Consider the following 13,681-nt stretch of genomic DNA (forward strand, 5'->3'; position numbering starts at 1 on the left):
ACTAATAACTGATAACGGATAGCTGATAACTGATTATAAGGAGAATTTAGTATGAGTTTAACAAACCCGTCAGAAGAACAACTCAATGCGACGGATATTTTGGAATTAGTTCAACAAGAAAAAACAGCTACCTTGAGTCATTTGGTTTCAAGTGTTGTCCATGAAATTAATAATCCGTTAGGGTGTATTGCCGGAAATATTACTTATATTAAAGATTATGTCAAAGATTTATTAAATTTAATTGAACTGTATCAAGAACATTATCCCGATCCTGTTAGTGAAATTGCTGATGAAATTGATGCGATTGATTTAGAGTATTTAACGGAAGATGTGCCGAAATTGTTATCGGCTATGGAAAATGGAGCAGAACGTTTACATCAAATTAGTAATGCTTTACGGACGTTTGGGAGATTTGAAAGCGATCGCCAAGTATTATTTAATATTCACGATGGCATTGATAGTGTATTATTAATGTTAAAAAGTCGGTTTAAAGGAACTAAAATCCGATCCCCCATTGAGGTGATTAAGAACTATGGAGACATCCCGGAAATTAACTGTTATCCCGGACATTTTAATCAAGCTTTATCTTATTTAATTAATTATAGCGTTAATGCTTTAGATGAAAAAGCCAAAGCTCAACCCTCTAATCCTGAATTTAAACCCACAATCACAATTAAAACCAGCTTAACTTCAGATTCTGTTATTTTATCAATTCAAGATAATAGTTTAGGAATACCTGAGAATGATCAAAATACAATTTTTGAAGCGTTATTAATCACAAAACCCGTAGAACAAGGAACTGGAATTGGTTTATCTGTCAGTCGTCAAATTATTGAAGAGCGACATCAAGGTACAATTAAATGTCAGTCAGTATTAGGAATTGGAACAGAATTTATCATCGAACTTCCCAGATCATCAGATTCTTAGACTTAATCCTAATTTCAATTATTAAAGACATCTTCATAAATTTGCGCCATTGTCAGCGTTAACCCCACAGATTCTAAGATTAAATCGTCTTTTTGTCCTAAAATTTGGATTGTCCAATTTCCTTGATCATCTTGACGATAAATTTCCACTTGCATTTGATTTTGGGAGACTAAAACATATTCTTTTAAACTGTCAAGGGTTTGATAGTTCATTAATTTTTCTCGTCTATCCGTAGTTTCTGTCGTTTCTGAAAGAACTTCTATAATTAAACTAGGTTGAGTTTTAAAATATCTATGATTATCTTGGGGGTTACAAGTGACCAGCAAGTCAGGATAATAGAAAATATCGTCTTGAACTTTAACTTTCATATCCGACACAAACACCCGACAAGAACTTCCCCGCAGATGAGGACGCAATAAGGCAAAAATATTTCCTGCAATAATATTATGTTCCTCACTCGCACCCGCCATCGCAAAGACATAGCCACCGACATATTCATGGCGAGTTTGACTGTTAGCTTCGGCGTTTAGATAGTCTTCAACGGTCAATAGGGGTAAAGGCGATCGCATTTTTTATTCCTCGTCATTATCTTTTATAAACATTCTATTAACATTATAGTCAAGATTATAGAAGTTAGGATATACGGAAAGTAACTAAATTGAGTAAAGCTGATCTGTTGTATGAAACTGAATATATGCTTTGAATACAGGATTTAATAGAAATAGCGATCGCCCTCCTCCTTCAACTTTTTCAATTAAATTCCGTCGAATTAATGATTGTATCGCTTGCATAAATTCAGGTTTTGATAATACCAGGTTAGCAGGTTTTTGGGAAATATTGACGGGTTGAGCTTGAGTCGCTAACCAATATATTACTTGTTTTTCTAATTTCGATAAACGGTCTAAGTGAGATTCTAAACCAGGTTCTAAATCTCCTAAATAGATATCATTTTGTTCGGCTAAAAACAGGGAAACACTACCATTAAAGAGTTCAATAATTGTTGAAGCAATAATCTTTAACCATCTAGGATGACCTTGATAGATTGTAATTAATTCTAACCAATTTTCCTGATCAATTAACCCTTTTTCTCGTAAGATTTCGGTTGCTTCTTCCCCTAATCCTTTGAGATTTAAGGTTTGTGCGGAGCTATTTTCTGTTTCTAAATTGGCGATTTCTATGGGTTTTGTCCAACTCAGGAGAATTAAACAACTTTGATGGGGAGATGTAGTAATTTGTTTAAAAAATTTACTATAATCTTCATATCCGGGTAAGTATTGACCTGCTAATTCACCACTTTTTAAAATATCCTGTAGGTCATCAAGAATCACTAAACAGCGAGAGTTACGAAAATAATCAATAACTGTAGATAAGAGGGTTTGTTGAGATTGAGAAAAAAAGTCTTTAAGTTCGGTTTGTAGTGTTGAAAGGGTAGGAATATTATTAAAACTTTTCCAGATAATATAATCAAATTCACTATTAATTTCTTCTATCAGCTTAACCGTTAGCGCACTTTTTCCAATTCCACTTAATCCATAAATGGTAATTAAGCGAGTATGGTCTTCTAATATCCATTGTTTGAGGGTAGTTAATTCTGAGGTGCGATCGTAAAAGGTCGTTAATTCAGGTGCTTCTATTAAATTGATAATTGTTGATTGATTTTGGGTTTGGGATGTTTCTGGGGGAGAGGGAGCTAATCTATTATTCATAATTTCTAGTTGTTGGATATTACTATAGCAAAAATTAATATTACTAACATTTATGAATTCTTTTGTAAAACTTGATGAAGTTATAGAAAAATTAGGTTTTTGTAAGGTACGGCGAAAATTATATTTATTAACTTCTTCACCTAAAGCACTGGAAATATTTTGCCATAGTTCCGAGGCAACATTTCTGACGTGACCTTCGGTACAATGTTCCGCTTCTGCTATTTCGCTATATTTCTGACCATCCAAGGTTCCTTTCAAAATGCTCTCTTGCAGACTATCTATATGTTTACCAGTCTGTGAAAAAAATAGATAATCTGTAAATTCTAATACATCTTTTATGTCCATTGATTTGAGATCGATAGATTTCTATCATATTATCATAAATTCTCTGACATCTGATGACATTGGGATGATAGATGACATTTTTGCTGACTAAATTAGTTACTCATCCTTACATCATGTCAGTTGTCTTTACAATTTTTATGTTGGAGAATAAATAATATTGATTCAAGACTTTATTATTTAAACTAGAGGGAATAACTGATGTCAAAAATAGTAAAACTTAGTAAAATATCGATAGCAGTCTTCGTTGGTAGTTTGGTTCTTGTGTCTCACACTCAGCCAGCTAATGCTGGGTGGTTTACAAAAGACACATACCTGGGTCGTATGACTGTGAGCGACAACCTGGCTTATTGGCGAGCGCAAGGAAGAATCGGTCTATCTACACCTCCTTGGGATCGTAATCAGCTTTGTCAATGGAAGTATGGTCGTGACAATGTATGGGGTAAGGCTGTTAGTTCGTGGGGTTCAGCAAATTGGCAGACAGATTGTTACCGTTGGCGATGGTTTTGGCAGTAATTTTACGGTCATTTTATCGTGGCTTAAATCTTTATGGTTGTTAGGCAGTCACGACATACACTAATATTAATCAGGGACTATTCGTGCCAGCTACAGACCTCCATTTGTAGTAGACACGAATAGCTCTTAGTTAGCTTGAATACTTTAATAAAAGTGATAAATGAAATATATTTTAAAAGTTATTTTTCCGGTTTATCGAAAAAAAAAATCAGGGTTTACCCTAGTGGAATTATTAGTTGTGATTACTATTATAGGTATTCTCGCCACTATTTCTATAAAGACAATGTTTAATTTAATCCATAAGGCTAAACAATCAGAAGCAATTACTTACATCAACACTTGTCAAAAAAAACAGATGGCTTACTATGCTGAAACTACCTTGTTTACAGACTCATTAAAATTACTAGGATTGCCAAATGAAACCAACAATTATATGTATCAGGTAGAAATATATCCTCCCACCCAACCTGAAGACGGTAATCAAACATTAGCGTGTTGTATGGCTGCGGAAAAAGGAGGCAATAGCCAGATGGTGTTGACCTGTGTATCATCCGGTAGCTAGAGAATTTCTTGTTTCATCGTTCTACCTTCTTAAAATACTAATCCTAGAGCGATCGCTTTTATTGATAAAAAAGAAGCGATCGCTCTAAATTATTATGACAGGTTAAGAATTTCCTCATTCCCAGGCTCATGCTTAAGAATATATGATCACTAATGTCTGTTTGTTCAACTGAAATTGACAAAATCAAATCAATATGATTAAATATATTAGGGTAAAAATATCTATAAAAAATGCCAACAGTTTTAAGATTTGAAAGCTATCGCTTTTATTTTTACAGCCATGAACCCAACGAACCTCCCCATATTCACATTGATAGAGATAATCTCTCAGCTAAATTCTGGTTATCGACCGTATCTTTAGCCAAAAATATAGGATTTAATGCTAAAGAGTTAAGAAAAATACAATCCCTTGTGGAAGTCAATCAACAAAAATTTTTAGAGGCATGGTATGAATACTTTGGCAATTCAAACTGATATTCGTGTAAAAAATGTTCTCATCCATGAAGATGCTTTTAGTGTGGAATTAATGGATGGACGCACTCTCACCACTCCCCTAGCTTGGTTTCCTCGACTATTAAAAGCGAACCCAGAACAATTACAAAAATGGGAAATTTGTGGTGGTGGTTATGGGATTCATTGGGAAGAAATAGATGAAGATATTAGTACCGAAGGATTATTACGCGGTGCTGCTGCACCTCAAAATCAAAGGCAATCCCTAGTATAAATTCTATTGTCGCTCATTTCAAGATTCTACCTTAAAATACTAATCCTAGAGCGATCGCTTTTATTTATTTAAAAGAAGCGATCGCTCTCTATTTTAGCTCGTCAGCAGTTTGCTCTGTGCCGAGATGCTAAGTTAATAATTCAAAGTAATTTGTTAGCTAATCAGAAAAAAATGATAATTGTCAAGATATGTTTTTTTGTAGCTTAGAGTGTTGTGACATTATAGGGGACTTCACCTAGCTCCCAGGCTCCTGCCTGGGAATATATTATAGAGGCTCTGCCTCTGGTTTTAGGTGGCAGAGCCACCCGAATATCATTTCTAGGTAGAACCTAGAAACGAGAAAATATTAATCCTAGAGCGATCGCATTTATTGATATAATGAGGAGCTAACGCTAACTAGGGATGAGGAATTAAAATTTATGTGTATCGTCCTTATAATCGCAACAATTGCAGCATTTATAATTAGTCTTATTTCTGCATTGACAATAATGCAGGATAATAGTTGGGATAGTGAAACTCATCGATTATTGTTGTTTGTGGGATTTATTGGAGGAATAATTTTAGTATTGACATATAAAATGATCTTAAGTTGTTAAAGATCGGTAGAACCAGGGAACTAGGAACTAAGTAACTCCTGACTTTAGGCGGCTACTCTCGTTCAGCCCAGTATTGTGTTCTACGCTTCTGATGTGCAACCGCTAAAATCCGAATCCGATCATCTTCTAGGATACGATAAAATAGAGAGTAAGAAAACTTAGGCAAAATTATCCGACGAGCAGAACTTTTAACCTTTGAACCAGCTTCAGGATATAGCATGAGGAAGTTTACTGCCTCTTCTACTTCTTCTAAAAACTCTAACCCAAGCCCAGGTTTTTGTTCCTCGTAATAGGCGGTGGCATCAATTAATTCTTGTTCTGCTAGTGGATGAAATATCACATTTTTCATTGCAGAAGACCACGAATCTTGTGAAACACTTGTTCAGCCGGAATGCCAGTAACTTCGCCGATATCCATTTCGCGATCGCGTCTTTCAGCTTCCTCACCCCAGCTTAATTCAACTTCTGCATCGTTTTCCCTACTTTGTCCCAAGTGTTTTAGGAGCCGCGAGAGCAATATTACTTGAGAGTCTTGTGGAAGTGCAAGAACCTCAGCTTCAAGATTTTCAAGTGTCATAGTATTTAATTATTTTTTGACACACTAATTCTATCATACTTTGGGACAAAAAACTATAGCTCTGATTTTCTAGTTTCAAAATTATACCTTAAAATACTAATCCTAGAGCGATCGCTTTTATTATAAATAAATTTAAGGTAAGAGTTGAGATTGTATAAAACTTAATCCCTGATCAAATTGTGATATCATTCTGCAATTAAAACTATTCAATTCTGCTTTAATTTCTGGTGTATCGAAATCTCTTGAATTACGGTTTAAAAAACAAGCAATTGTTGGTTGATTCTGCTGTAGATGAAACAGAACTGAAGCATAGACTAAGGCATCTTGAGACATTAAAGCATAACGGTTTTCATAAGTTGCTGCTTCACAGAGAATATTCCCATTTAGTGGGATAATATCTGCATGACTCAATAACCTATTTCTATATTTTGCAAATCGTTTTGTTTCTTCCACATCAATTTCAACCAATAAATTAAAAAACTCTCTAATATTATTTTGAATCCGATTTTTATAGGAAACTGTGCGTTCAAGCTGTTTGAATTCCCGATCAAGAGATTGCTGCAAAGCTTTACGATTTCTAGCTTGACGAATTAATTTTTCATGAGGTTCAGCTAAACTATAGGCGGGAATAATTAATGTTGCAGGTTTTTGCTCACTCAGTAACAGAATTCCTTCACAGCTTTTAAACTGTTCTTGCTCGAAAACTAATTCTAGGACAAAATTAGTCTCAACGTAAATATTCACGCAATATCCTCATATTGAAAATAACCCCCTGCTATAGCAGTCCCTAGCCCTGACTCAACTAACCATTGTTGAGATTTATCACCCTCTTTACCAAAAGTTTGAGAATGAATTATTTCTCTTAACCAAGAAGTAACAATCATTTCAAAACTCTGGGGATTGATTTGATCTGCGGTAACTCCAGCCCGTTCAAAGTAAGGTTGAAAAATCAGAGTTGCATCAATAATATAAGAAGGTTCTGCGATCTGTTTTTGATGATTCAGATTAGACCATAAATAGATTGAATCAGTAAAAACTAACATAATGTAAGGGGTTTTTGGGAAATTTTCACTCTCAAAAATTTTCCAGCCTAATTCTATCACCCAAGGGAGTGAAGCATTAGATCGTCGCTTCACTTCAACAATTAATATCAGTTGGTTTTCACGATTATAAACCGATATATCCCAACCAGAACGTCCAGATGGTTTTGATTCTAAATCATTGCGATTAAAGGTAGCAAGTTGAGAGTTTTTTTCAATATTTTCAACCTGAAGTTCTGCTAAAACACGGGTGGCGATCGCATTTTGTTCGTCTTCTGGAAGTTTTTCTAATTCTTCCATAACTTGCTGAAGTAATTTATTCATTTTCATTTCTCCTGTTCTCATTATTGGTGAAGTATTACTAACTACGAGCATAAGTCAAATCATCATCTAATTCTTCTGGTGTGTAGTGTCGTAAAACTCCACGCTCTCCCAAGAGTTGCCCAAATTGATATTTATCCATAACAGCCAGTTCTCGTGCTTTACCAAAGGATAATAGATCCTGACTATAGAGAGCGATCGCTAATTCTTGCCGCAATTCCTGTTCAATACGTTGTTCTGGTAAACGAATTGCTTGCAAAACTGAATCAGAAATTAAAATTTGTAGTCCCATATTCGTTTAAGGTTTATTGAGTTAACACAGAAACTCATCTGCTAATGTCTTGACTTACCGTTTCAGCTAAAGTACCCCACTCTTGATCTGTTGTTTCCTTGCTTCAATATTATACCTTAAAATACTAATCCTAGAGCGATCGCTTTTATTGATCTAAAAGAAGCGATCGCACTTCTTCAAAAACCTCAACTTCACTTTAGGGGATAAAAAGCCGACTTACACCCATATAACTATTAATATTAAGCACAATCTCAATTAGACGCTCAACACAACGTTCTCGATATTCCGAATCATTGAATAATCTATCAGCGTTTCCTATCGTAATCACAGGTTTGGAATAATATCAAGCCAACCTTGATTAGCAATAGAGCCAAAGAAAATCATGGCGTGTCCATTGAGATTATGATCTATCAAAAAAATCATGCTTTAGCCTCACGTTTTGCCTTAGCTGCTCGCAGTTTTTCCCATGCAGCTTCGGTTCCAGGTTGGGGAGGTTGAGCGGCAATTCTAGCAATCAGATCACGATTTTTTTCTTCATAATTATAGTCGTAGTTCTTCAGCTTCTTTAAGAACCATTTGATACTCAGCTTCAACATCAGCGCGATTGGCTTCAATATAAGCTAAAGCTGCGTTAATTTGTGCCTCTGTCAAATCAAATAATCCCCTGATAAATTTAGGTGGATATTGAGCCGTCACATAATCCATAATATCGTAGATAGTGATGCGTGTACCTGCGATTGTTAATCCTCTTTCTGTACGGATAATAGCTGTTCGTTCGTTAGGTACAGTTGTCATACTGATAGTCTCCTAAAAGTTATTTTTATATTACTAACTGATTTAATCACCTACAACAGGAGCTTGAGCGTGGATGATTCTTTGGATAATAAAATCATCCCTCCTGGCATTAATAGGATAATTAGTCTCTCATTTCCAACCCAAGAGAGCTTTAGCCATCTTGTTACCCTGTAAGCTTTTCCACCTTTTCTGCCTATTAGAGAAACTATATATTAAGTTTTGTTAAAATTGAGTCCTATTATTCGCTTTGCTATTTCAATAATCACCTGTTGTTGGTAAACTCTTTAATTAAAGTTTAATTGAAAATCCCCTTCAAAGAGAACACTAAAGTTGAGTGTTTTCCCCTTTGGTTGATGATGTGTTCAAGTCATATCTAAGCTAGAGGGTGCAGATTTTAATCCCAATCATCACACCTTAACCTATCAACACCGGAAAAAGTTATTGATTTTGTGCATCAACCCTAGAGTTGAATCTTGAAGTTTAACGAAAGGGTAAATAACATTATTATTCCAAGTTGGAATCAAAACATTAGGAGTATCAAGCTTTCACATCAGGTTATGGCAGTTGCCAAATCCATGTTTGACAAAAACTGATGGTAAAACCAAGGGCGGTGAAGTTTCTTCCTCCCGGTTCCCTGCTATCAGTCTGTTGTGAAGTCAGCAGTTTTTAGCCGTTGAGATGGCTAAACATTAGGCTGATTAAATTTAAAACTTTTCTTAATATAAGGAGCATTCAGTTTTATGACCAGCACCACAACAGCATCACTACTGTATTTTAATGGTTCCGATGATAAGATTGATGTTGGCTACAACAATGAGTTAAATCCCCAAACTTTCACAATTGAAGCTTGGGCTTTATCCCTCACCTCAAATACAGGAATTGAACGTTCTGTATTAACTTCCCGTCCCGATAGTTATCGGTGGGGGTATATGTTTTATCAAGCTTGTGTTCAAGATAATTGGGAATTATGGCTGTTATCTCCGAATGGCAATTATCAAAAAATTCACGGGCCAAAAGTTCAAGCTAACGTCTGGACTCATTTAGCCGGGACTTTTGATCCCAGTTCATCCGTAGCACGGTTATATATCAATGGTCAGCAAGTCGCTCAAGAAACCGTAGCCTATCAACCCACCGCGCCGACGGGTTATAACAGCCGGAATATCTTACGCATTGGAGCAGGTTCTACCGAGTCGGGGTATTGTGTTGGGGGAACTTATTTCTTTAATGGTTATATTGATGAAGTTCGCATCTGGAATACCGTTCACAGCGCACAAGAAATTCAGGCAAAAATGAATCAGCGCCTCACGGGTCAAGAAGCGAATTTAGTGGCTTATTGGCGGTTAAGCAATATTTCTGGAGCCCAAGTTCCTGACCTCACAGGTCATGGTCATAATGGCAATATTTGTAAAGGTTCGATGGGTGCTAATATTATTAACCCACCCTTTACTCCTCCGTCCACTNGGCTTTTACTGTTCAATGGTTAGCTACTTAAGTTAATTCTCAAACATTAAAAGCGAAGAGTGAGGAAACCCAAAAAAGATTAGATTTCCCATTCTTCTGATTCCTAAAACGCATTTTTCACTTAATTCAGAATACAAGGAGAAGCAGCAAATGGTTGTTGAATTGCAATTCCGCACACTATTAAATGGTCAAACTTTTGGAACCGGAACCTTTAGTTATAACGGACAATATGCACCGGGTACTATTCTACATCAAGGAGATTTAATTTCCTTTACTTATCAGGATGAAATTGTTGGATCATTTGACTTAAGCCACTTAGCAAATTTTGATTTTGTCTATCAAAGCGTTGACACAATTTGCGCTTTTAATATTATTGTCGCATCTGGGGATCGGACGCGATCGCTAACGGCTGGCCCCGCCCAACCTCACCTGACCCGACCCGGAACATCGGCCGATGTCGCTAAACCCCGTTCTCAAGTCGTAGAATTAGAATGGCCGACTCCCAAAACTCCCGCCCCAACTCCCGCCCCAACTCCCGCCCCAACTCCAATTCCCACACCCCCACCCGCTCCACTATTCGGTCAATTTGAAGTGCTGAGTACCTCAGAAATTGGTTATAACTTCACAAATACTTATGGTCGGGATCTGACTGTTTTCTTTACCCCGTCAGGAGAATGGAAACCTGCCTATTTCCTCCCCTACTATACCCCCGCAGGTGCACCTGGTTTTCCCTATCAAGAATATATGGTTTATCCCCAAAATACTTCCTTTGCGCTGTTAGCCATTGACTTAGAAACCAATACGGTTTTAGCCGAAATTACCGGGACAACTCAATTAGTCATTAAAGCCGGACAAACAATTGCTTTCCGCATCAATGATGTGGTGGGTTGTTATGCGGATAATTATGGGGCTTTTACTGTTCAATGGTTAGCCACTTAGGTCAACCCTAATCTAGTTTTTGCACTCTTTCATCTTGTGAAGAAAAAGAAAACTAGAGCGAGGGGATTAAAGTCCAATTTCACAGGAGATTAAATGGCAACACTTTAAAAGAATAATTCCTAATTGATAACGGTTAGTAGGCTCTAGTACAATTCTGTATTAACAAGAGTTATTTTCTTGATAAAGCAGGATAAAATTGTTCTGGAATTTAATTAAAATTCGTAACAATTATTGATTATTTCTCTTAAAGTGTTGGCAACATTTTCGGCTTTATTTAATATAATGAGAAAATCTACTCATCCGATGCGAGCGCTCACCATTAGAACAGTAGAATGTCCCCCTTTTAAAGCAAGCCCATCTACAAGTTCCACTCAACCCTGTTCTGGAACTGTGGAATTAGAATAGTCAACTCAGAAATTCCCCCATTATTCACACCAAAACAACAGAATATATCTTAAAAATAGATCTTTTGTTTTGCTATATATGCAGAAAAAATTTCAATTGAATTGAAATCAATATGAAATCCCATGATGAAGGCTACGGATAATCCCCCCCAACCCCCCTTAAAAAGTAGGGAGATGTGTAGCATACATTTAAGGATTTCATATAAGGTGATTTCTACTGAATTAAAAAATCTGTATAAACCGTTGAACTCTGCCTCAATGAAGTTGTGGTTGATTACTCCGAGAGATGGAGTTTAGCGACGATTAAATAGGAAAGCGCATTCAATTCAATTGTAAGTCTTCGTTCCAGTCTATCCCTTCATCAATTATCAGGAGTAAAAATCGATGTCTGATGCTCAACAATGGCCTTTCCCATTACCCAATACAAAAGATTTAGTCAGTTTGTTGAATTGGCTGTATCTTCAAGGAAAACGGGATTTTCCCTATAGCTATCTGTATGAAGCCAATCTAACCAATGCCAAACTCCCCTCAGTCAATCTTAGCTTTTCCTATTTGTACAAAGCGAATTTGTTAGGCGTTGACTTGATGGCAGCTAACTTAGGTTATAGCTTTTTTGCCTATAGCTACTTAGGCTATGCCAATCTCACCTATGCCTATTTAGGGTATGCCTATTTAGCTTATTCTAACCTCAGTCATGCCAATTTAAGTTTTGCCAATTTGAGTCATTCTGATTTAAGCTTTGCAGATTTAAGTTATGCAGATTTAACCAATGCAGATTTAAGTTATGCGGATTTAAGTTTTGTGAATCTGACGGGCGCGAATCTCACCAATACCAAATTGACGGGTGTAACCATTATGGGAATTACACTCACCAATATTCAATTGGTTAACACCTATTTTGCCCAAACCCAAGTCATTGCGAGTGGCAAATTTGAAGTTCCAGCTAACTCGGAAGATGGCGTCGCATTAATGAATAATAGTAACCGTGATGCCTCCGTTAATATCACGCCATCAGGTTCGTGGAAAAACGGGCCAAATACAGCATCTTTCTCATCGGCAGGAGATGCTTCTTATGCAAAAGCTGGAATGAAACATCCTCAAAATACAGCTTTTTCGCTATTAGCCATTAATCCCATCACAAATATAGTCCAAGAAATTTATACCCCAACAGTCATTGCGATTAAACCGGGCGAATCATTAATTTTCAGAATGAATGATGCCCCTGGAGCTTACGGTAATAACGTTGGCAGTATAACTGTTAATTGGTCAGAAGTTGGTCGCTAATTCAGGCATTATTCAATGGGGGAAATTAGCATTAATTTGTTATTTTCCCCTTGAACAAGGGTAAGTCAGTCTAACTTATCGAAAAGGAATTGAAGATATGACAACCAGTAATTCTCAAACCTCTCTCTTGTGCTTTGATGGTGTTGATGACTGTGTAGAAATTTTACATCAAAACAAATTGAATCCTCTCAATTTCACAGTTGAGGCTTGGGTTTTAAATTTGAATACGGCTCAAACAGATTTCTGTATTCTCTCTTCCAATGTCTCTCGGTGGCCTTATATATATGAGTTTATTCAATACACCAAAGACAATCGCTTACTGTTTGCCCTTTTTAATGGTGCTGGTTATGCCGAGGGACGTTCTATGCCCAACAATGTTTGGACTCATCTTGCAGGAACTTACGATCAAGCTTCTCAGATTTGTGTTTATTATATGAATGGTAAGCAGGTATGTAATAAATCTATTACTAATAGAACCAGACCTTCTAGTACCACTGATGAGATTTTGTACATTGGAACACACTTAGTTAATACGAGTTCCCAGCCTCGGGGACGTTTTTTCAAAGGATACATTGACGAAGTTCGCATCTGGAATATCGTTCGTACTGAACAACAAATTCAAGAAAGCTTTAATAAACCATTAACAGGGAAAGAACCCAATTTAGTCGGATATTGGCGCTTGAGTAATCTTTCTGGGAATAAAGTTCCTGATTTAACTGGGAATGGTTTAGATGGAATTATTTATGGGAATGCTACCTCTCAATTAATTGATCACTCCCCATTTACCACTCCGCAGCCAGAGAAAACAAAAACTTTTGATGTTGATATCAACTCAACCTCTGGTACTCCCTTTAAAAATGATTTTCAACAGGAAGTTAGCTTCAAAATCTCTGCTACAGGAACCTGGAAACCAGCTACTTGGGCTGACTGTACACCTGCCGGATGGCCCGGTTTTGAATATCAAAGTCAAATGAAATATCCAAACAATACTTCCTTTGCTTTGTTAGTTGTTGATGCTGACACTAACACGGTTTTAGCCGAATTAGGAAGCGAAATTACTTTAGTTTTAAAACCCAGTCAAACGATTACCTTTGTCGTCAATGACGTTCCTGTCAATGATGGCTATCAAGATAATACAGGACATCTCAGCATCACTTCTGTTGCACAGATTCCTTGAAATAGCAATCGGTAAAATTA

The 13,681-nt window shown here is 36.6% G+C and carries 18 protein-coding genes; 10 read left to right on the top strand and 8 right to left on the bottom strand.

What is annotated here, in order from left to right:
• The first annotated feature begins 51 nt into the window (after positions 1-51).
• The gene (locus PL9214_RS17805) at positions 52-927 is read left to right on the top strand and encodes a sensor histidine kinase (RefSeq protein ID WP_072720123.1); all 876 of its coding nucleotides are present in this window, start codon (positions 52-54) and stop codon (positions 925-927) included.
• Between the two features lie 14 nt (positions 928-941).
• Here PL9214_RS17805 and PL9214_RS17810 read toward each other — a convergent pair whose 3' ends face one another.
• Together PL9214_RS17810 and PL9214_RS17815 are read right to left on the bottom strand one after the other, a co-directional pair.
• The gene (locus PL9214_RS17810) at positions 942-1,496 is read right to left on the bottom strand and encodes a Uma2 family endonuclease (protein WP_072720124.1); all 555 of its coding nucleotides are present in this window, start codon (positions 1,494-1,496) and stop codon (positions 942-944) included.
• 84 nt (positions 1,497-1,580) lie between these two features.
• Positions 1,581-2,978, bottom strand: a complete 1,398-nt coding sequence (locus tag PL9214_RS17815) for a helix-turn-helix domain-containing protein (protein WP_072720125.1) — start codon at positions 2,976-2,978, stop codon at positions 1,581-1,583.
• 418 nt (positions 2,979-3,396) lie between these two features.
• On the opposite strand from PL9214_RS17815, the gene PL9214_RS31365 reads away from it, so the two are divergent.
• The 4 genes from PL9214_RS31365 to PL9214_RS17835 all read left to right on the top strand — a co-directional run bounded on the left by PL9214_RS31365 (position 3,397) and on the right by PL9214_RS17835 (position 4,776).
• Positions 3,397-3,555, top strand: a complete 159-nt coding sequence (locus PL9214_RS31365) for a hypothetical protein (RefSeq protein WP_186440395.1) — start codon at positions 3,397-3,399, stop codon at positions 3,553-3,555.
• A gap of 96 nt (positions 3,556-3,651) precedes the next feature.
• A complete protein-coding gene (locus PL9214_RS17825; RefSeq protein WP_072720127.1) occupies positions 3,652-4,053 on the top strand; it encodes a type IV pilin protein in 402 nt (133 codons plus the stop codon).
• Positions 4,054-4,283: 230 nt separating this feature from the next.
• Positions 4,284-4,526 carry a DUF4160 domain-containing protein gene (locus tag PL9214_RS17830; protein WP_072720128.1) on the top strand — a complete coding sequence of 81 codons (243 nt, stop codon included), beginning with the start codon at positions 4,284-4,286 and terminating at the stop codon, positions 4,524-4,526.
• Entirely contained in the window at positions 4,501-4,776 is a 276-nt protein-coding gene (locus PL9214_RS17835) for a DUF2442 domain-containing protein (RefSeq protein WP_072720129.1), read from the top strand. The genes PL9214_RS17830 and PL9214_RS17835 overlap by 26 nt, the downstream gene beginning before the upstream one ends.
• Positions 4,777-5,424: 648 nt before the next feature.
• Here PL9214_RS17835 and PL9214_RS17840 read toward each other — a convergent pair.
• The 5 genes from PL9214_RS17840 to PL9214_RS17860 form a co-directional block, all read right to left on the bottom strand.
• On the bottom strand, positions 5,425-5,721 hold the full coding sequence (locus PL9214_RS17840; protein WP_072720130.1) for a type II toxin-antitoxin system RelE/ParE family toxin: 297 nt from the start codon (positions 5,719-5,721) through the stop codon (positions 5,425-5,427).
• Complete coding sequence (locus PL9214_RS17845; RefSeq protein ID WP_072720131.1) at positions 5,718-5,948, bottom strand: addiction module protein; 231 nt, start codon at positions 5,946-5,948, stop codon at positions 5,718-5,720. The genes PL9214_RS17840 and PL9214_RS17845 overlap by 4 nt, the downstream gene beginning before the upstream one ends.
• A 132-nt stretch (positions 5,949-6,080) precedes the next feature.
• On the bottom strand, positions 6,081-6,692 hold the full coding sequence (locus PL9214_RS17850) for a PIN domain-containing protein (RefSeq protein WP_072720132.1): 612 nt from the start codon (positions 6,690-6,692) through the stop codon (positions 6,081-6,083).
• Positions 6,689-7,312, bottom strand: coding sequence for a hypothetical protein (locus tag PL9214_RS17855; protein ID WP_222425250.1), 624 nt, complete (start codon positions 7,310-7,312; stop codon positions 6,689-6,691). The genes PL9214_RS17850 and PL9214_RS17855 overlap by 4 nt, the downstream gene beginning before the upstream one ends.
• 37 nt (positions 7,313-7,349) lie before the next feature.
• On the bottom strand, positions 7,350-7,601 hold the full coding sequence (locus PL9214_RS17860; RefSeq protein WP_072720133.1) for a UPF0175 family protein: 252 nt from the start codon (positions 7,599-7,601) through the stop codon (positions 7,350-7,352).
• 354 nt (positions 7,602-7,955) lie between these two features.
• Between PL9214_RS17860 and PL9214_RS33080 the strand changes: the two genes are divergently transcribed.
• Positions 7,956-8,099, top strand: a complete 144-nt coding sequence (locus PL9214_RS33080) for a hypothetical protein (protein ID WP_367400304.1) — start codon at positions 7,956-7,958, stop codon at positions 8,097-8,099.
• A 42-nt stretch (positions 8,100-8,141) separates the two neighbouring features.
• Here PL9214_RS33080 and PL9214_RS17870 read toward each other — a convergent pair whose 3' ends face one another.
• Positions 8,142-8,396 (bottom strand): DUF433 domain-containing protein, encoded by a 255-nt coding sequence (locus PL9214_RS17870; protein WP_367400305.1) that lies wholly within the window; start codon positions 8,394-8,396, stop codon positions 8,142-8,144.
• A gap of 740 nt (positions 8,397-9,136) precedes the next feature.
• On the opposite strand from PL9214_RS17870, the gene PL9214_RS17875 reads away from it, so the two are divergent.
• From PL9214_RS17875 to PL9214_RS17890, 4 genes are all read left to right on the top strand, one after another.
• Entirely contained in the window at positions 9,137-9,880 is a 744-nt protein-coding gene (locus PL9214_RS17875) for a LamG domain-containing protein (RefSeq protein WP_072720134.1), read from the top strand.
• Between the two features lie 127 nt (positions 9,881-10,007).
• Positions 10,008-10,796, top strand: a complete 789-nt coding sequence (locus PL9214_RS17880) for a hypothetical protein (protein ID WP_072720135.1) — start codon at positions 10,008-10,010, stop codon at positions 10,794-10,796.
• 788 nt (positions 10,797-11,584) lie between these two features.
• Positions 11,585-12,484, top strand: a complete 900-nt coding sequence (locus PL9214_RS17885) for a LecA/PA-IL family lectin (protein WP_072720136.1) — start codon at positions 11,585-11,587, stop codon at positions 12,482-12,484.
• Positions 12,485-12,581: 97 nt separating this feature from the next.
• Positions 12,582-13,661, top strand: a complete 1,080-nt coding sequence (locus PL9214_RS17890; protein ID WP_072720137.1) for a LamG domain-containing protein — start codon at positions 12,582-12,584, stop codon at positions 13,659-13,661.
• Positions 13,662-13,681 lie beyond the last annotated feature (20 nt).

The organism is Planktothrix tepida PCC 9214 (assembly GCF_900009145.1).
In the GTDB taxonomy this organism is placed as follows: domain Bacteria; phylum Cyanobacteriota; class Cyanobacteriia; order Cyanobacteriales; family Microcoleaceae; genus Planktothrix; species Planktothrix tepida.

Coding starts and splice junctions, on each gene's coding strand:
- PL9214_RS17805 (WP_072720123.1), top strand. CDS start 52: ATGAGTTTAACAAACCCGTCAGAAGAACAACTCAATGCGACGGATATT.
- PL9214_RS17810 (WP_072720124.1), bottom strand. CDS start 1,496: ATGCGATCGCCTTTACCCCTATTGACCGTTGAAGACTATCTAAACGCC.
- PL9214_RS17815 (WP_072720125.1), bottom strand. CDS start 2,978: ATGGACATAAAAGATGTATTAGAATTTACAGATTATCTATTTTTTTCA.
- PL9214_RS31365 (WP_186440395.1), top strand. CDS start 3,397: ATGGTCGTGACAATGTATGGGGTAAGGCTGTTAGTTCGTGGGGTTCAG.
- PL9214_RS17825 (WP_072720127.1), top strand. CDS start 3,652: ATGAAATATATTTTAAAAGTTATTTTTCCGGTTTATCGAAAAAAAAAA.
- PL9214_RS17830 (WP_072720128.1), top strand. CDS start 4,284: ATGCCAACAGTTTTAAGATTTGAAAGCTATCGCTTTTATTTTTACAGC.
- PL9214_RS17835 (WP_072720129.1), top strand. CDS start 4,501: ATGAATACTTTGGCAATTCAAACTGATATTCGTGTAAAAAATGTTCTC.
- PL9214_RS17840 (WP_072720130.1), bottom strand. CDS start 5,721: ATGAAAAATGTGATATTTCATCCACTAGCAGAACAAGAATTAATTGAT.
- PL9214_RS17845 (WP_072720131.1), bottom strand. CDS start 5,948: ATGACACTTGAAAATCTTGAAGCTGAGGTTCTTGCACTTCCACAAGAC.
- PL9214_RS17855 (WP_222425250.1), bottom strand. CDS start 7,312: ATGAATAAATTACTTCAGCAAGTTATGGAAGAATTAGAAAAACTTCCA.
- PL9214_RS17860 (WP_072720133.1), bottom strand. CDS start 7,601: ATGGGACTACAAATTTTAATTTCTGATTCAGTTTTGCAAGCAATTCGT.
- PL9214_RS17870 (WP_367400305.1), bottom strand. CDS start 8,396: ATGACAACTGTACCTAACGAACGAACAGCTATTATCCGTACAGAAAGA.
- PL9214_RS17880 (WP_072720135.1), top strand. CDS start 10,008: ATGGTTGTTGAATTGCAATTCCGCACACTATTAAATGGTCAAACTTTT.
- PL9214_RS17885 (WP_072720136.1), top strand. CDS start 11,585: ATGTCTGATGCTCAACAATGGCCTTTCCCATTACCCAATACAAAAGAT.
- PL9214_RS17890 (WP_072720137.1), top strand. CDS start 12,582: ATGACAACCAGTAATTCTCAAACCTCTCTCTTGTGCTTTGATGGTGTT.